This window comes from Shewanella rhizosphaerae (genome assembly GCF_019457655.1).
Taxonomy (GTDB): Bacteria; Pseudomonadota; Gammaproteobacteria; order Enterobacterales; family Shewanellaceae; genus Shewanella; species Shewanella loihica.
Genome location: NZ_CP080420.1, coordinates 1646139 through 1662880, shown reverse-complemented (window position 1 = coordinate 1662880; position 16742 = coordinate 1646139). Strand labels below are relative to the sequence as shown.

The 16742-nt window shown below is 53.2% G+C and carries 11 protein-coding genes and 15 tRNA genes; 10 read left to right on the top strand and 16 right to left on the bottom strand.

What is annotated here, in order from left to right; translation table 11 throughout:
- Positions 1-82 precede the first annotated feature (82 nt).
- The 5 genes from K0I63_RS07460 to K0I63_RS07440 form a co-directional block, all read right to left on the bottom strand.
- Positions 83-1579 (bottom strand): phospholipase D family protein, encoded by a 1497-nt coding sequence (locus tag K0I63_RS07460; protein ID WP_258406963.1) that lies wholly within the window; start codon positions 1577-1579, stop codon positions 83-85.
- A gap of 232 nt (positions 1580-1811) precedes the next feature.
- Positions 1812-2282 (bottom strand): dual specificity protein phosphatase family protein, encoded by a 471-nt coding sequence (locus K0I63_RS07455; protein WP_011865254.1) that lies wholly within the window; start codon positions 2280-2282, stop codon positions 1812-1814.
- 33 nt (positions 2283-2315) lie between these two features.
- Positions 2316-3641 carry a DEAD/DEAH box helicase gene (locus tag K0I63_RS07450; RefSeq protein ID WP_258406962.1) on the bottom strand — a complete coding sequence of 442 codons (1326 nt, stop codon included), beginning with the start codon at positions 3639-3641 and terminating at the stop codon, positions 2316-2318.
- Between the two features lie 114 nt (positions 3642-3755).
- Complete coding sequence (locus K0I63_RS07445) at positions 3756-4343, bottom strand: methylated-DNA--[protein]-cysteine S-methyltransferase (RefSeq protein WP_220083011.1); 588 nt, start codon at positions 4341-4343, stop codon at positions 3756-3758.
- 30 nt (positions 4344-4373) lie between these two features.
- Positions 4374-5966 (bottom strand): DNA-3-methyladenine glycosylase 2 family protein, encoded by a 1593-nt coding sequence (locus K0I63_RS07440; protein ID WP_350354957.1) that lies wholly within the window; start codon positions 5964-5966, stop codon positions 4374-4376.
- A 197-nt stretch (positions 5967-6163) separates the two neighbouring features.
- On the opposite strand from K0I63_RS07440, the gene K0I63_RS07435 reads away from it, so the two are divergent.
- Positions 6164-7993 (top strand): ABC transporter ATP-binding protein, encoded by a 1830-nt coding sequence (locus K0I63_RS07435; RefSeq protein ID WP_220083010.1) that lies wholly within the window; start codon positions 6164-6166, stop codon positions 7991-7993.
- A gap of 135 nt (positions 7994-8128) precedes the next feature.
- On the opposite strand, the gene K0I63_RS07430 is transcribed toward K0I63_RS07435, so the two are convergent.
- From K0I63_RS07430 to gltX, 11 genes are all read right to left on the bottom strand, one after another.
- The gene (locus K0I63_RS07430) at positions 8129-8551 is read right to left on the bottom strand and encodes a cytochrome P460 family protein (RefSeq protein ID WP_258406961.1); all 423 of its coding nucleotides are present in this window, start codon (positions 8549-8551) and stop codon (positions 8129-8131) included.
- A 419-nt stretch (positions 8552-8970) separates the two neighbouring features.
- Positions 8971-9046 (bottom strand) — tRNA-Ala (locus tag K0I63_RS07425).
- A 74-nt stretch (positions 9047-9120) separates the two neighbouring features.
- A tRNA-Glu gene (locus tag K0I63_RS07420) sits at positions 9121-9196 on the bottom strand.
- Between the two features lie 121 nt (positions 9197-9317).
- Positions 9318-9393: transfer RNA gene (locus tag K0I63_RS07415), tRNA-Glu, on the bottom strand.
- A 107-nt stretch (positions 9394-9500) separates the two neighbouring features.
- A tRNA-Glu gene (locus K0I63_RS07410) sits at positions 9501-9576 on the bottom strand.
- Positions 9577-9683: 107 nt separating this feature from the next.
- A tRNA-Glu gene (locus tag K0I63_RS07405) sits at positions 9684-9759 on the bottom strand.
- A gap of 107 nt (positions 9760-9866) precedes the next feature.
- Positions 9867-9942 (bottom strand) — tRNA-Glu (locus tag K0I63_RS07400).
- Positions 9943-10049: 107 nt separating this feature from the next.
- Positions 10050-10125: transfer RNA gene (locus K0I63_RS07395), tRNA-Glu, on the bottom strand.
- Between the two features lie 107 nt (positions 10126-10232).
- Positions 10233-10308 (bottom strand) — tRNA-Glu (locus K0I63_RS07390).
- 80 nt (positions 10309-10388) lie between these two features.
- Positions 10389-10464, bottom strand: a tRNA-Ala gene (locus K0I63_RS07385).
- Positions 10465-10567: 103 nt separating this feature from the next.
- On the bottom strand, positions 10568-11977 hold the full coding sequence (gltX, locus tag K0I63_RS07380; RefSeq protein ID WP_220083008.1) for a glutamate--tRNA ligase: 1410 nt from the start codon (positions 11975-11977) through the stop codon (positions 10568-10570).
- Positions 11978-13029: 1052 nt separating this feature from the next.
- Here gltX and K0I63_RS07375 point away from each other — a divergent pair.
- The 9 genes from K0I63_RS07375 to K0I63_RS07335 all read left to right on the top strand — a co-directional run bounded on the left by K0I63_RS07375 (position 13030) and on the right by K0I63_RS07335 (position 16719).
- A tRNA-Val gene (locus K0I63_RS07375) sits at positions 13030-13105 on the top strand.
- A gap of 34 nt (positions 13106-13139) precedes the next feature.
- Positions 13140-13215, top strand: a tRNA-Val gene (locus K0I63_RS07370).
- 59 nt (positions 13216-13274) lie between these two features.
- Positions 13275-13350: transfer RNA gene (locus K0I63_RS07365), tRNA-Val, on the top strand.
- 38 nt (positions 13351-13388) lie between these two features.
- Positions 13389-13464 (top strand) — tRNA-Val (locus tag K0I63_RS07360).
- A gap of 37 nt (positions 13465-13501) precedes the next feature.
- Positions 13502-13577, top strand: a tRNA-Val gene (locus K0I63_RS07355).
- Between the two features lie 38 nt (positions 13578-13615).
- Positions 13616-13691: transfer RNA gene (locus K0I63_RS07350), tRNA-Val, on the top strand.
- 152 nt (positions 13692-13843) lie between these two features.
- Complete coding sequence (locus K0I63_RS07345; RefSeq protein WP_011865247.1) at positions 13844-14071, top strand: hypothetical protein; 228 nt, start codon at positions 13844-13846, stop codon at positions 14069-14071.
- A gap of 141 nt (positions 14072-14212) precedes the next feature.
- Positions 14213-15445, top strand: a complete 1233-nt coding sequence (locus K0I63_RS07340; protein WP_258406960.1) for an MFS transporter — start codon at positions 14213-14215, stop codon at positions 15443-15445.
- A gap of 308 nt (positions 15446-15753) precedes the next feature.
- Positions 15754-16719, top strand: coding sequence for a TRAP transporter substrate-binding protein (locus K0I63_RS07335; RefSeq protein WP_220045243.1), 966 nt, complete (start codon positions 15754-15756; stop codon positions 16717-16719).
- The last annotated feature ends 23 nt before the right edge of the window (positions 16720-16742 follow it).

Below are 16742 nucleotides of genomic sequence, written 5' to 3'. Positions count from 1 at the left end.
ACGTAAATGCTTAATTAGCGATAAGTTTAACCCTAGCATAGCCAGATTAAATTGACGATGCTCAAGCCTTGATAAATTGGCCTTACAACTGTGACTCTATCGGCAGCAGACCGATAAAATCGGCCATGAAGCGACGCCAGAAGCTGGCATCGGGGTCGGCGTAATAGACCAGGCCCTTAAGATCGTCATGCCAGATCAGCTCGCCATCTTTGAGATCCAGGCGGTAGCTGCTGCGCTTGAGGGACTTTTGAATCTCATCCACTAATTCGCCGGCAAACTCACTCTGGTCGACAATCAGCCCCATCTCAGTGTTGATCCAGGCCGATCTGGGGTCGAAATTGAAGGAACCGACAAACACTGAGGCCCTGTCCAGCACAAAGGTCTTGGCATGCAAGCTGGTGCGCGAACTGCCCTTCCAGGCGCTGGGACGGTTGTTGATATCCACCTTCACCTCATACAGGGCGATGCCGTTTTCCAGCAACCGCTCGCGATAAGCCTTGTAGCCGGCATGCACTGCCAACACATCGGTGGCCGCCAGGCTATTGGTAATAATGGTGATCTTGATCCCCTGCTTAGCCGCGTCTATCAAGGCCTGACATCCGCCGTCGGTAGGCACAAAGTAAGGCGAGACGATTAGTACTTCCTTGCGCGCCTTGCCTAGGAATTGGCTAAGATCAGTTAGCAACCACTCCTGATGACCCTGTCTGCTCGCCTTTTGGGGCGGATCGTACAGCAGCTGCGCATCGCCCCAATACCAGACGAGCCCCTTGGAGGTGATCTGTGTCAGCAGCTCGCTCAACTCGAGGCGATTAAGGTACTCATCGTGGAGGAAGTTCTGCTTGTTTCTGGCCATGATCTTGGCCGCCTCTTTGTACATCTCACTGGTCGGTGGCGGCACCAGGTTGACCACACTCTCGACCTGCTCGCTGTTCCAGTAGCGGTCGAATTGATCCGATACCTCATCGACCACATCGCCTATGGTCAGGAGGTCGAAATCGCCAAAATCCACATCGTCATTCTTGGAGAAATATTCGTTGCCTATGTTGCGCCCACCCACAATGGTTATCTGGTTGTCCACGGTAAGGGATTTGTTGTGCATCCTATGGTTGAGGCGGGAGAAGCCGGTCAACATGGCGAAGCTGCGAAAGGTGCGCTCATAGGAGGGATTAAACAGGCGGATCTCGATATTGGGGTGACTGGCCAGCAGCACCAGGCCATCGTCTAGGGTCTTGGTGGTGAGGTCGTCGAGCAACACCCTCACCCGCACGCCGCGATCGGCGGCGTCGATCAGGTGCCAGATCAACAAGCGGCCGGTTTCATCGTCGTGATAAATGTAGTATTGCAGATCTATGCTCTGGCTGGCGGCATCGACTATCGCCAGGCGAGCCACGAAGGCATCGACACCGGATGAGAGTGGCAGAAAGCCCGTCTTGTTTGGATGCGCCTTGAGATCGCCTTCGAGGTAACGATACAGGCCAGAATCGGTCGGCGCAGCCAGCTTATGGCTGGGGGTAAGTTGCTGGGGCGGCGGTAAACTGCTGCAGGCCGACACTAGGCTCAGGGTCAAGGCTAGAGTCATCAACTTTGAAGGCAGAGTCATCAACTTTGAAGGCAGAGTCATCAACTTCGAGGGCAAAGTCATCAACTTCGAGGGCAAAGTCATCAACTTCGAGGGCAAAGCCATCAACTTCGAGGGCAAAGCCATCAACTTCGAGGCCAATCGCATCATGCTTTTACTTATCACAGAGAGGTTCATCACTTGCCCTAACACCATGAATTTATACGCCTAGTCACTAACATAGGCGTTAGCCTTACTCCTGTAAAGCGTATAAGACGTCGTAGACGAATTGATCCCAGCCCTCGGCGCTAAAGGCGATATCACGCACCGCCCTCACCTGGCTCACAGCATGTAGCGGCGCGGCGCCATTCTCCATCAGGTAGTAGGCCATCAAGAGCCCGGTCCTGTCTTTGCCAGAGCGGCAATGGATCATCACTGGCAGGCCATCGGCCTCACACTGACGAATAAAGGCCAGCGCCTTGGGCAGCTGGGCCACGCAGTGCGCCTCGTCGCCCTCCATGGGGGGAATATTGCCCGACAGCGGAATGCAGGCGTAGCGCAGCGCCAACCGCGCCATCTCATCAGGATCACAGAGATCGCCGCCATTGACCGAGAGTATAGCGCCGACGCCCTGCGCCTTGAGTTCACTCAGATCCCAAGGCACTAGGTTGGGGCCACAACGACCGGCAAGTTCGCCTTCGACTAACCAAAAAAGCTGCTGCATCTCTGTTTCACTCTGTTAGATAAACGCGCCCTACTATGAGGGACGCTTCCAGATCGCGTCATTGATCTTGGGTAACTTTTTACGTTTTTTCTTGCCCGTGCCCTCGGGTTTCGCCATAGGCTTCTCCTGACGCGAAGGACAATCCAGCGGCGCCTCAGCATCGGCCTCAAAGCCTGGATACTGCTCCCTTGGCAGACGCAGCTTGTTCTTCTTCTCGATCACCTTGAAATGATGATACTCGTCGTGGCTGATGAGAGAGATAGCCTCACCTGTCTCACCGGCGCGGCCACTACGACCGATACGGTGCAGATAGTCGGCGGGGCTTCTTGGCAATTCGAAGTTGATCACCACGGGTAGCTTGTCGATGTCGATGCCGCGGGCCGCGATGTCGGTGGCGATAAGTACGGTAATTTCACCGTTCTTTAAGCCATCGAGCACACGACTACGGGTACCCTGGGCCTTATCACCATGAAAGACCTGGGCGCTGATGCCACGCTTCTCAAGCTTCTGCGCCAGGTGATCGCAGCTACGCTTGGCGCTGGCAAATACCAGTACCTGACGCCACTGACCCGCCTTGATAAGCTCGGCAAGCAGCGCCGTCTTGTTGCTACGATTAACTGTGTAGACGCGCTGCTCGATATCTGCGCTCTGCGCTTCCTGCAGCTGGATCTCGACAGGGTCGGTCAGCAGCTTGGCGGTGAGGCTAAGCACCTCTTCGGGGAAGGTCGCGGAAAATAGCAGGGTCTGTTTCTGGTCGGGCAGTTGTTTGAGGATCTCGCCGAGCTCCTCGGTGAAGCCCAGATTCAACATGCGATCGGCTTCGTCGAGCACTAAGGCCTTAAGCTGAGAGAGCTTAACGGCATTACTGCCGAGCAGGTCCAGCAGGCGGCCCGGGGTCGCCACCAGAATATCGGCGCCGCCACGCAGGGCCAGCATCTGGCTGTTCGCCGAGACGCCACCGAATACGGCGACTACCTTGGCTCTTGGCGCCAGCTCGGCACCATAACTGATGAAGCTGTCGGCAACTTGCTGGGCAAGCTCACGAGTCGGCACCAATACCAGGGCGCCAACATGATTGCCGCCACCGGCTCTCTGTCCCACCAGCTTCTGCAGCAAGGGCAGCGCGAAGGCGGCGGTCTTACCCGAACCTGTCTTGGCACCGGCCAGCAGATCGCGACCGGCCAAGATGGCGGGGATCGCCTTGGCCTGAATCGGCGTGGCCTGCTGATAACCGAGGTGATGCAGTCTGGCCTGCAGCGCCTTGACCAGGTTTAACTGACTGAAATCGGTCGTCGACAGCGACAGGTCCGATGGCGCAGAGGGCTCAAGAGCAGATGGGTCGAGCGCATTAGTTGTCATGATAAGATTTAGCTAACCGTACAAAATAGAGCCGCGCATTGTACCTAAGTTTGCCGCCGAACACCTAATTTTTACTGCCTAATCGACTTAGGTGTCAATCTTATCTCTAATCGCTTAGAGGCTTTCGCCCACGGCCTCGGCTTCCAGGGCCAGTAGTTGCTGCTTAATCCCCAGGCCATAGGCGTAACCCGTCAGCGCCCCGCCCTTGCCTATGATGCGATGACAGGGAATGATAATGGCGATTCGGTTAGCGCCGTTGGCGCTGCCCACCGCCCGCACCGCCTTGGGGTTATCTATCGCGCTGGCGATATCGGAATAACTGGCCGCATCGCCAAAAGGGTGAGCGAGCAGCGCCTGCCACACCTGATGCTGAAACGGCGTGCCCACAGGGGCTAAGGCCAGGCTAAAGGTGGTCAGCTTACCGGCAAAATAGGCGGATAACTCGCGCTCTGCCTGGTCGAGATGCGCCTCGGCCTGCTCCAGCGCCTGCTGTTCGCGCGCGACCAGGGTCACCTCACGCGCAGCAAAGTCGTCATCTTGCCCGGGCAGAAAGCTCAGGTGCGACAGACCAAACTGATTGGCCGCCAGACTAACCTTTCCCAGCGGCGTGTCTATGACTCGCTCGGCAAGCGCCTGATAGCCGCTTAATCCGGCGTCCCGGCTTAGGGGAATGTACTGAAGATCTTTGGTCTTTTGGATCATTTTAAATTCCCTAGTTTACTTCTAGATTCATTAGGTTATTTCTAAATGCATTGTGGGCGGCTTTCTCCACTGCTGATTCCAGAGCTGCAGGGTGAGATAACTGCCCCAGGGGGCGACCTGCCGTAGCACCTCTTGGCTGAGCTCTTGATATTGTGCCTGCGCTCGCTTCTTCGCCGCCTTGGGATCTTCATCTTCAGCAGGCTCTCCATCACGACTGGACGGCTCGGGCGACAGGTTCACCAGCAGTTGCTGTTTAACCACGAGATCCCCAACCAGCAGAACGTCTGGCAGGCTCAGCCCCCGCAGGCGCACATAATCCAGGGTCCAGGGCCCTATCCCCTTGATCTGCAGCCAGTCGTCTATCTCCGCCGCGGGGTTAGCCATCACAAAGGCTGCCAGGGCGCGAATCGCCTCTTTTCTGATCCCCGGCATCTTAAGCCCATCCAGGCTGGCATTCACTAGCGCCGCAGGAGTCGGGAACAGACGCACCGTTTTTTCATTTAGGCTAATCGTCTCGCCATAATCGGCCACCAGTTGCCCCAAGAGCTTGATCGCCTGGGTCACGCTCACCTGCTGGCCTAAGATGGCACGGCAGGCCGCCTCGAAAGGTGACCAGACGCCGGGCAAACGTAGACCTGCCGAGACTTGGGGCAATGCCTGCCCAAGCGCTTGCAGCTTATCGCCTATGGTGAGCATGTCGGCGTCGAGATCCAGAATGCGACGAATATGGCTGATGATCCCCTTGAGCTGACTGAGTGAGTCCGCCTCGGCGAGATGAATGGTGACATGAAAGCAGGCCTCTTGCTCGCGATGGACAGCGCAGAAATAGCCCTTGGCGGCGCCGAGCACGAAGCTGCGGCCATAGCTCTGTTCATCTAGCCACTCCATCTCGGGCACGGCGCGCTGGGCAAAGAAGCTGCGCAGATGTTGCCAATCATAGGGCGGACGATAAGCAAGCTTGAGTGTCAGGCCCTGGACTGGCAGCGACGGCTGGCACGTGGCCTTACGGATCTCACTCGGGGTCAACTGCAGCTGCTGGCGAAAGATCTCGTTGAAGCGTCTCACGCTGTTAAACCCGGCGGCAAAGGCCACCTGAGTGATCGGCATCTTGGTCTGATGCAGCAACTGTTTGGCAAACATCAGCTGTTGATACAGGGCATATTGCTTGGGCGAAGTGCCCAGGCTGTCGTGAAACAGTTGCCTCAGATAACGCTCGCTGATCCCTAATCGCTCGGCAAGCCCAGTAATGGGGATCGCCTGGGGGCCGCACAAGACGCCGGCGTCGATGAGACTCATGGCGCGATTCAGGCTGGTCTGCTTACCAAGCCAGGGGTTTGATCCCGGCGCGCTGTCGGGGCGACAACGCAGACAGGGTCTAAGTCCCGCCTGAGCCGCCGACAGGGCATCGTCGAAATACCTGACATTGGCCTCCTTGGCAGGCACCGCCGGGCAGATAGGACGACAATAGATGCCGGTGGAGAAGACGCCGACGAAGAACAGGCCATCGAATCTGGCGTCCCGTGACAGACGCGCGGTGCGATACTGCTCCGCCTTGGGATGTTGCGCCTCGGCCTGGATGGCTTTGCACGCTTTTGCACTAGACTCTTGTGTTTGCTGACTCACTTGAAGATGACTCGTTTTGCTTTGATAAAGCCACTCTAATGCAGCCTGGGATTGGATACTAGCGGAAAACGGCACTCATGGTGAGAATAACTATCGACGCAACAATTCGTCGCACTCGGATGACGCCTGCTATATGATGAGTGATAGCAATCAGATCGACTATCATCCTAATAAGCCTAAATTTTATAAGGACTTAAATGTTTAAGCGTTTCGAATCATGGGTTTCCGCCCTACCCGACCAAGAAGCGGTACAGCCACCCCGTGGTATCTATCAGTTTTGCAGGCATTACACGCGCGGCTTCGAGTTGCCGCTCGCGTTAATGTCGATACTGACTGCGCTGCTGGCGATCCTCGAGGTCTCACTGTTTGCGTTTATGGGCGACCTGGTGGATCTGCTCGCCAGCCACAGCCCAGAGACCTTGTTTGCCGAGCAGGGTGACAAGTTACTGCTGATGGCCGTCTTGGTGCTCGTGGTGATCCCAGTGCTGGTGTTGCTGCACGCCCTGGTGATCTACCAGGGGCTTTTGGGTAACTACCCCATGTCGATCCGTTGGCTCGCCCACAGGTATCTGCTTAAACAGAGCATCGCCTTCTATCAGAACGATTTTGCCGGGCGCATCGCCACCAAGGTGATGCAGACCTCTCTGGCCGTGCGTGAGACGGTCACTAAACTGCTGGATGTCTTAGTCTATATTCTGGTCTATTTCCTCTCCATGCTGGTGATCATCGCCGATGCCGACCTGCGCCTCATGCTGCCCATGCTGGTCTGGCTGATGATCTATGTGGGGCTGCAATTTTACTACCTGCCTAAGCTGAAACAGGTCTCGACCGAACAGGCCGACGCCCGCTCCACCATGACGGGACGCATCGTCGACAGCTACACTAACATCGCTACTGTGAAGCTGTTTTCTCACACCCAGAAAGAGGCTCAGTATGCCAAGGAGAGCATGACAGGCTTCCTCGATACGGTTTATCGCCAGATGCGTCTGGTAACCGGCATCAACGTCAGCGTGCAGGTGATTAATTACTTACTCGCCTTCAGCGTTGCCGCCGTCTCCATCTGGCTGTGGCGCGACAACGCCATCACCATAGGCGCTATCGCAGTGGCGGTCAGTCTCTCTCTCAGGCTCAACGGCATGTCCCAATGGATCATGTGGGAGATCAGCTCACTGTTTGAAAATATCGGCACGGTCGCCGACGGCATGAATACCCTGTCGCGCCCCACCAGTGTGCAGGACAGCGACAACGCCAGCCAACTCACCGTATCAAAGGGCGAGATCGCCTTTAACCGGGTCAGCTTCCACTACGGCGAGGCCAGCGGCGTTATTGAAGATCTCCATCTCAAGATAAAACCCGGCGAGAAGGTCGGCCTGGTGGGCCGCTCGGGCGCCGGTAAGTCCACCCTGGTGAACCTGCTGATGCGTTTTCACGACGTGGAACAAGGCAGCATCACCATAGATGGGCAGAACATTCGCGAGGTGGAACAAGACTCGCTGCGGGCCAACATAGGCATGGTGACTCAGGATACCTCCCTGCTGCATCGTTCCATCCGCGACAACATACGCTACGGCAAGCCGGAAGCGAGCGAGGAAGAACTGGAAAATGCGATCCGCCAGGCCCAGGCCTACGAATTTATTCAAGGACTTAGCGATCCCGAGGGCAATCACGGGCTCGATGCTCAGGTGGGCGAGCGCGGTGTGAAACTCTCAGGCGGTCAACGCCAGCGTATCGCTATCGCACGGGTACTGCTAAAGAACGCCCCTATCCTCTTGCTGGATGAGGCAACCTCGGCGCTGGACTCTGAGATCGAGGCCGCCATTCAGGAGAGTCTCTATCAGCTGATGGAGGGCAAGACGGTGATCGCCATCGCCCATCGCCTGTCGACCATTGCCGCCATGGACAGGTTGATCGTCTTAGACCAGGGTAAAATCGTCGAGCAAGGCACACACCAGGAACTGATCAAACAGGGTGGGATATACGCCCAGCTCTGGGCCCATCAAACAGGTGGCTTCCTCGGCATAGAGTAAAAGAAGTCTACCAAGACACCAATCTATCGACTGGCACGGCCGCCATTTCTGCACGCTGCGCCAGTCGATACGCTTCTCAGGCTTACCACCAGATGCCTTTAATCCCACTATCAGCCTATAAAACGGCAACCTCTATCACTTATTCGGAAACCAGGCCGGTTCGGTAAAGACCCAGTCATTGTCTTTAACCGGTGTATGGCAGCTAATACAGACCTGCATACCGCCCTCGAAAGGGGTCTGCTCCTCCCCTACCCAACGCGCCCAGCCCCAGCCATAGGTGTCGGCGTACTTCACCGAGTCTTTAAACATAAACTCGGCATGAACGAAGGCCTTGGGGCCTATCGCCTGCGGCCAATGAGTTAATTCGCCCGCCTTCCACACTACCTTCGCAAAGATGGCGCCATCAGGCCAAGGCATATGGTTGCCACTACGGGCCGCATTGACCGCAATCTCGTTACCCAGGATCGCCCTGACCGTGTTGTTATCGGTGCGATGGGACACGGCAATGCTCGACCAGGTTTGCCAGCCTTGAGGATAGGCGATCTTATGGGACGGCAAAGGTGTCGTATCCTCTGCATAACTTACTGATGAAATTAATGAAATTACTGTTAACAGCAGAAAAAGGGATCTCTTCATGGTCTGACTCACTCTGTTGTCTAAATACACTAGCCACTCGCCTAGCAGTTAGTTTTGTCAGTGTAGACGCAATAGATGAGCTTTGCCGAAGGGTAGGATTTTCTCATCAATGAGGACTTAAGGATCTATGATGAAGAGATCTCCCTTGGTTGGAGAAAGCTGAGGTAAGACAAAAACTTAATGACAGAGAATCAAATGGGCGAACCTAAATTGAGAGCCCCAAATGAAACAGACAATACTGGAAACAAACTTAAGTGAGAACAGCCTGAAATGTGAATAAACTATAGATGAAAAAAAACCACCCTATTGGGTGGTTTTTTCCGCGTAACTAAACGCTTATTTGGTGGAGCCTAGCGGGATCGAACCGCTGACCTCAACACTGCCAGTGTTGCGCTCTCCCAGCTGAGCTAAGGCCCCGAAACTGATTGTGACTATACAGTAAAACCTGAACAAACACAACATCTTATTTCAAAATTTCTCAAAATAAGTTGTGGTATCCCATAGGGGATTCGAACCCCTGTTACCGCCGTGAAAGGGCGGTGTCCTAGGCCTCTAGACGAATGGGACGCCGGTCTTACATTTAGACTCCGTAAGGGAGTGAATACTCGTTGAAACCAGTAGGCCATCTCATAAGAGAAATGTTTCAACGCTATCGAATCGTCAACTTCGCAGTCAACCACTCAAAAAGTGGTATCCCATAGGGGATTCGAACCCCTGTTACCGCCGTGAAAGGGCGGTGTCCTAGGCCTCTAGACGAATGGGACACTGTTGATACGTTATACTCCGTATCGAGTGAATACTCGTTAAAGCCAGTAGGCTATTGCTTCAACGCTATCGAATCGTCAACTTTACAGTCAACCACTCAAGAAAGTGGTATCCCATAGGGGATTCGAACCCCTGTTACCGCCGTGAAAGGGCGGTGTCCTAGGCCTCTAGACGAATGGGACACTGTTGATACGTTAGACTCTGTATCGAGTGAATACTCGTCGAAGCCAGTAGGCTATTGCTTCAACGCTATCGAATCGTCAACTTCGCAGTCAACCACTCAAAAAAGTGGTATCCCATAGGGGATTCGAACCCCTGTTACCGCCGTGAAAGGGCGGTGTCCTAGGCCTCTAGACGAATGGGACACTGTTGATACGTTATACTCTGTATCGAGTGAATACTCGCTGAAACCAGTAGGCTATTGCTTCAACGCTATCGAATCGTCAACTTTACAGTCAACCACTCAAAAAAGTGGTATCCCATAGGGGATTCGAACCCCTGTTACCGCCGTGAAAGGGCGGTGTCCTAGGCCTCTAGACGAATGGGACACTGTTGATACGTTAGACTCTGTATCGAGTGAATACTCGTCGAAGCCAGTAGGCTATTGCTTCAACGCTATCGAATCGTCAACTTCGCAGTCAACCACTCAAAAAAGTGGTATCCCATAGGGGATTCGAACCCCTGTTACCGCCGTGAAAGGGCGGTGTCCTAGGCCTCTAGACGAATGGGACACTGTTGATACGTTATACTCCGTATCGAGTGAATACTCGTTAAAGCCAGTAGGCTATTGCTTCAACGCTATCGAATCGTCAACTTCGCAGTCAACCACTCAAGAAAGTGGTATCCCATAGGGGATTCGAACCCCTGTTACCGCCGTGAAAGGGCGGTGTCCTAGGCCTCTAGACGAATGGGACACTGTTGATACGTTATACTCTGTATCGAGTGAATACTCGTTAAAGCCAGTAGGCTATTGCTTCAACGCTTCCAAATTAGATGGTGGAGCCTAGCGGGATCGAACCGCTGACCTCAACACTGCCAGTGTTGCGCTCTCCCAGCTGAGCTAAGGCCCCTTACCTAACTTGTCACCTTTGAGTGCACTGCGAGCATCTGCCGGCTGTGTCTCAACTGCGAGGCGCATTCTATGCAGCACACCCAAAAGTGTCAACTCGTTTTTTAGGAATTTATTCTATTTGCTACAAATTCAATCGCTTTGGAGATTCTTTGCTCACAACGGGCCTTTCCGACGAGGAAAGCGGTTAAATCTACAGCAGGCGACATACCCGCACCGGTTACCGCAACACGCAGTGGCATACCGACCTTACCCATGCCCAGCTCTAAATCTGCAGCAGTCGCTTCGATAGCCTGGTGAATCGCTTCTACTTTCCACTCACTCAGCTCGGCAAATTTCTTCTGCAACAGTTGTAGCGGCTCTAAGGCAACCCCACGCAGATGTTTCTTAGCGGCGGTTTCATCGAACTCGGCAAAGTCTTCATAGAAGTAACGGCTAGAAGCAGCTAGCTCTTTTAGGGTCTTGGCGCGTTCGGCCAATGCTGAGACCACTTCTGCCAACGCAGGACCGTTTGCTGTATCTATGTTTTGATCTTGCATGTGCCACTCGAGGTGCTTGGCCACATATTCAGGCGCCAGCTCCTTCATATAGTGCTGATTCAACCAGATCAGTTTTTCGGTATTAAAGGCAGACGCCGCCTTGTTGATGTCGTCTAGCTTAAAGTACTGCTTCATCTCCTCGATAGAGAATACCTCCTGATCGCCATGTGACCAGCCTAGACGCACCAGGTAGTTAAGCAGCGCTTCAGGTAGATAACCGTCATCACGATACTGCATCACACCAACTGCGCCGTGACGCTTAGACAGCTTGGCACCATCGTCACCTAAGATCATCGCCACGTGGGCATACTCAGGTACAGGCGCATTGAGTGCCTTAAGGATGTTGATTTGGCGCGGAGTGTTGTTGATATGGTCTTCACCACGTACCACACAGGTAATGCCCATATCCCAATCGTCAACCACGACGCAGAAGTTATAAGTAGGCGTACCGTCGGTACGGGCGATGATTAGGTCGTCCAGCAACTCGTTTGAGATCTCGATACGGCCACGTACGTGATCGTCGAACACCACGCTACCTTCGGTTGGGTTTTTAAAACGCACCACGAAAGGCTCGTCGGTATCGCGCGGCGCCTTGTCACGGCAACAACCATCATACTTTTGTTGTTCGCCCTTGGCGGCCTGCTCTTCACGCATTGCCTCGATACGCTCGCGGCTGCAGTAACACTTATAAGCGGTACCCTGCTCTAGCATCTGCGCGATGATCTCGTTGTAGCGATCGAAACGCTTAGTCTGGTAGTACGGACCCTCATCCCAGTTCAGTCCAAGCCACTCCATACCTTCTAAGATAGCTGCGCAGGCTTCAGGAGTTGAACGTTCGAGATCCGTATCTTCGATACGCAAGACAAATTCACCTTGGTTAGCGCGGGCATAGAGCCATGAATAGAGTGCAGTACGAGCACCACCTACGTGAAGAAAACCGGTAGGACTTGGAGCAAAACGCGTCTTAATCGTCATAATGGGACAGTAACCTGTTATCGAATGGTCTAAATATAGACTGAGCTATTTAATGTGGCCGCTATTCTAACAGCCAAATGGGATAAGAGAAAATAGCCTGAACAACCGCAGCTTGCCCGACGCCCCGAAAAGGTGATCGCCCCATTACAGGATACGCGGCTTACCTCGGCAGATACTCAATAGATAAAAGCAACGCTAGGAATGTGCCGGCGCGAGATAGTCACCTGACCCACCTACCCGCTTCTCGATATAGATGACATCTTCCGGTATGAAAGTCTTCCTCTATTATATAGCTAAGGTCAATGAGGATAAAAGTGGGAATACTAGAAATAGAGGAAACATAGATAATAGAAGCGATGATTAAAAGAGGTTACATGATCAGATAGAGATGATCATAGGCATAAAGTGCTGCGCGCTTCAGGCTGCTGTTACACGGCACTCATAATAAGCTCCTTTATTTAAGCTCCCTTATTTAAGCTCCCTTATTTAAGGTTAAGGACCTATAGAAGAATAGATAGCAAGCAAAAAATAGAAAGCGGCTATTAGTCAGCAGCAATTAGAGAGCCCAAGTGATGAGGCCTAAATGATAAGATCCAAAGCAACCTGCTCCTCTTCTAATCATTTGCAGCGACTATATATGGTGCAGAATAAGATGGTGCAGAAAAAATGGCGAAAGACATAGCGAAGGATATTGTGCAGACAGTTAAGCCACCGAGCTTAACCAAGTACTACATTGATTTGCCAGCCTAGTGATAGAGAAAGGTGAATAACAACGCGTTAAAAACCAGCAAGCCCCCCTATGCTCGCCCCTTTTTACCGAATGTTTTTATCGGGCAGCCCAGTTTTACACCGCTTGTCGCTGCCAAGTCCTAACTCTGGTCGGCAAGCTAGAGCCCCCTTCTGCTCAGGCTTTCGCCAGGGCGACACCGGAAATCATCCTGATTTGTTTAACATTAAGACGATCCGAACAAATTTGAACCGGACTCATTATTTTCTCGAAAAAAGCGTTGACAGTAGATCGTTCCCCCCTATAATACGGCCCCACACAGCGAGGTCGATTAGCTCAGCTGGGAGAGCACCTCCCTTACAAGGAGGGGGTCACTGGTTCGAGCCCAGTATCGACCACCATACACTGTATGGCTGAAAAATTTGATGTGTCCCAGGTCGATTAGCTCAGCTGGGAGAGCACCTCCCTTACAAGGAGGGGGTCACTGGTTCGAGCCCAGTATCGACCACCATATTTTATCCTAGGTTGAAATATGTGGTGCATCGAGTTTAATGTTGTGAGATATTCCCAGGTCGATTAGCTCAGCTGGGAGAGCACCTCCCTTACAAGGAGGGGGTCACTGGTTCGAGCCCAGTATCGACCACCATCTCTTCACGAGAGAATATCGAATATAATAATGTCCCAGGTCGATTAGCTCAGCTGGGAGAGCACCTCCCTTACAAGGAGGGGGTCACTGGTTCGAGCCCAGTATCGACCACCATTGTTATCAAAATATGTAATATGCTGTATTTATCCCAGGTCGATTAGCTCAGCTGGGAGAGCACCTCCCTTACAAGGAGGGGGTCACTGGTTCGAGCCCAGTATCGACCACCATAGCATGGCTATGAAACGATAAATCACAGACAGTCCCAGGTCGATTAGCTCAGCTGGGAGAGCACCTCCCTTACAAGGAGGGGGTCACTGGTTCGAGCCCAGTATCGACCACCATATTTCCTCTTTATTGCTTCACTCCCCTATTTATAATCAAACAGCCTAGCAGCAAACCATTGCGCCCGGTTCTCGCTATTGCGAATCCCTTAGCCTCAACTATTCTTCATTAAGACTTTGCTCAAACCAAGTACGACTCAAGGTGGTTGAACATGGCCGATGTTACTCAATCTGCGTCGCTGGCAAGCATTGCCGCGTACCTCAAACTCACCCATGAATGCGATGAGCAGGAAGCGATGATCGAAGCCAAGGAGGTGATGCAAAACCTAGTCGCCATGCGACAAAAAGGTTTCATCACAGGTTGGTATTTCGATGCTCAGGGCCACCTGGAGCTGCTGCCCAGCGAAGCAATTCTAAAACGCATCAACCCGCCAAAATAATAATGCTGATGTTATTACCAATAAAATAAATAGCTTACCTAAATCTCTCTTTCCCTCCACTCAATTAAATAAACAAAACACTTTACTTAATTAATCGCTGAGGTAGAGTTGTCCTACCTATTGATTCTTTTGAAGGCTGTCATGAAGGCCACCGACTCCCTACAAGCCGCTCCGAAGCAGACGGCCCAGCGCATTCTCGGCGTCACCCTAATCGTTACCCTGATCAGTGTGGCGGGCATTGCACTGCCATATCCTGTGCTGGCACCACTATTTCACGACAACAGCTCTCCGCTTACCCATTTCATGGGCCTACCCAGCGAATTTTTAATGGGCATCGTCTTAGGCATCTATCCACTGGGGATCATCATAGGCGGCAGCTTCATCGGTAGCCTGTCTGACACCTATGGGCGCAAGCGTATGCTCAGCCTCACCCTACTCGGCAGCGCGATGGGTTATGGACTCACGGCCTTCGCGGCGCACTCGGAACAATTTGTGCTTTTCTGTCTCGCGCGTTTACTGACGGGGATCTGCGAGGGCAACATCGCCATCGCCAGGGCGATAGCGGCCGATCTCCATCCGCAAATCAATAAGACCCGCAGCTTCTCGCTGATCAGCGCCATGGGCTATGGCGGCTATCTGCTTGGGCCGTTAGCCGGCGGCTACCTCATCGACTGGGGGATGGAGACAGTGTTTGGCGCGGCGGCACTTGCCTGTATTCTGTGTGCCCTCTTGAGCCATCATCTCCTGCCCCGTCAGCTAGATGAAACCCAGGCCAACGCCGATAAAGGCTCCAGCCTGGTGCTGCTCAGAGAGCCGGCCCTGAGACGCTTCTTTCTGCTCTACCTGCTGCTGACCATGGGGGTTAACTTCTACTATGAGTTCTATCCGCTGCACCTGGTGCAACAGGCAGACTTCACCCCGGCGCAGATCAGCTGGGTAACCGTGCTGCTCACCGGCTGCATGATCGCCACCAGCATCTGGTTTACCCCTGTGCTTCAGCGCAGGCTCAACCACGCCAGCGCGAGTCTGGTGGGGATCTTGCTGTTTGGCGCCTCTTTGGCCTGCTTTCCCTATCTCACCAATGACAGCTATCTGCTCACCTTCATGACCATAGGCGCGGGCATCGCTATCTACAACAGCTTCCTGCCGACCTACCTGTCCCATGCCTATCAAGACAGACCCCAGGGACAGCTTATGGGCATGCTGGTAACCATTTTCTGCGTCGGCAACCTGCTCGCCGCCCTCTTCGGCGGCCTGTTAGCCGTGTTCGATGTCAAGATTGTGCTGTTAATCGGAGCCCTGTGCGCGGCGGCTGCCGGCGCCATCCTATATCACGGTCACTTCAAACGTGAATACTGGCCAGCGCACAATTAACCCGATAACGGGACTCAGCTCAAACTTTAACCCCGCAAAATGGGTGGATTCCCACCCATTGAAATAAGACCAATGGGCGATATCCTCCCCAAGCACAGCTGTTTACTAATCAACCAACAGGTCGCAACATGTTGATATAAGACAATTTACATAATTTAAACATCTTTGGCCTGGTCCTTGCCTATAATTTCTATGAGTTAAGCACACTGTGACCGGCAGTCGCCCTAAGGCACTGAAGGATTAACAATAATAGGGATAACAAAATGACCAGACTCAACACCTGTACCTTTATCAAACAGATCGTCAAGATGACCTCAATCGCGGCCCTTCTGGGTGCCAGCTTAAACAGCTGGGCGGCACCAACGGAAATTAAGTTTTCCCATGTGGTGGCCGAAAACACCCCTAAAGGCCAGATGGCATTGAAGTTCAAGCAACTAGTAGAAGAGCGTCTACCCGGTGAGTACCAGGTAAACGTGTTCCCAAACTCTCAGCTGTTTGGTGACAACAACGAGCTCTCCGCCCTGCTACTGAACGACGTGCAGTTTGTGGCACCATCACTCTCCAAGTTCGAGCGCTACACCAAGAAGCTGCAGCTATTCGATCTGCCTTTCCTCTTCAAAGACATGGACGCCGTTAACCGTTTCCAACAGAGCGACGCCGGCCAGCAACTGCTGAACTCGATGAAGCGTAAGGGCGTCGTCGGCCTGGGTTACCTGCACAATGGTATGAAGCAGTTCTCGGCCAGTAGCCCGCTTGTCCTGCCGGAAGATGCCCAGGGTAAGAAGTTCCGCATCATGGCCTCAGATGTGTTGGCGGCCCAGTTCCAAGCGGTCGAAGCTATTCCGGTGAAGAAGCCCTTCTCTGAGGTCTTCACCCTACTGCAAACCCGCGCCATCGATGGTCAGGAAAACACCTGGTCTAACATCTACTCGAAGAAGTTCTACGAAGTACAGAGCAACATCACAGAGAGTAACCACGGTGTGCTCGACTACATGGTGGTCACCTCAAACACCTTCTGGAAGTCGCTACCCGCCGACAAGCGCAAGGTGATCAAGGCGTCACTGGATGAAGCCATTGCCTATGGTAACGAGATCGCCGCGGCCAAGGTGAACAAAGACAAGCAGGCCATCATTGACTCTAAGCGTTCTGAGGTCACCTACCTGACGCCAGAGCAGCGCGCCGCCTGGGTCAACGCCATGAAACCAGTATGGGCACAGTTCGAAGATAAGATAGGTAAAGATCTTATCGATGCCGCCGTTGCCTCAAACGAATAATAAGCGCTAACCCACTAAACTTA

Excerpts from the sequence above, each read along its gene's own strand:
- K0I63_RS07460 (WP_258406963.1), bottom strand. The coding sequence starts at position 1,579 with ATGACTCTAGCCTTGACCCTGAGCCTAGTGTCGGCCTGCAGCAGTTTA.
- K0I63_RS07455 (WP_011865254.1), bottom strand. The coding sequence starts at position 2,282 with ATGCAGCAGCTTTTTTGGTTAGTCGAAGGCGAACTTGCCGGTCGTTGT.
- K0I63_RS07450 (WP_258406962.1), bottom strand. The coding sequence starts at position 3,641 with ATGACAACTAATGCGCTCGACCCATCTGCTCTTGAGCCCTCTGCGCCA.
- K0I63_RS07445 (WP_220083011.1), bottom strand. The coding sequence starts at position 4,343 with ATGATCCAAAAGACCAAAGATCTTCAGTACATTCCCCTAAGCCGGGAC.
- K0I63_RS07435 (WP_220083010.1), top strand. The coding sequence starts at position 6,164 with ATGTTTAAGCGTTTCGAATCATGGGTTTCCGCCCTACCCGACCAAGAA.
- gltX (WP_220083008.1), bottom strand. The coding sequence starts at position 11,977 with ATGACGATTAAGACGCGTTTTGCTCCAAGTCCTACCGGTTTTCTTCAC.
- K0I63_RS07345 (WP_011865247.1), top strand. The coding sequence starts at position 13,844 with ATGGCCGATGTTACTCAATCTGCGTCGCTGGCAAGCATTGCCGCGTAC.
- K0I63_RS07340 (WP_258406960.1), top strand. The coding sequence starts at position 14,213 with ATGAAGGCCACCGACTCCCTACAAGCCGCTCCGAAGCAGACGGCCCAG.
- K0I63_RS07335 (WP_220045243.1), top strand. The coding sequence starts at position 15,754 with ATGACCTCAATCGCGGCCCTTCTGGGTGCCAGCTTAAACAGCTGGGCG.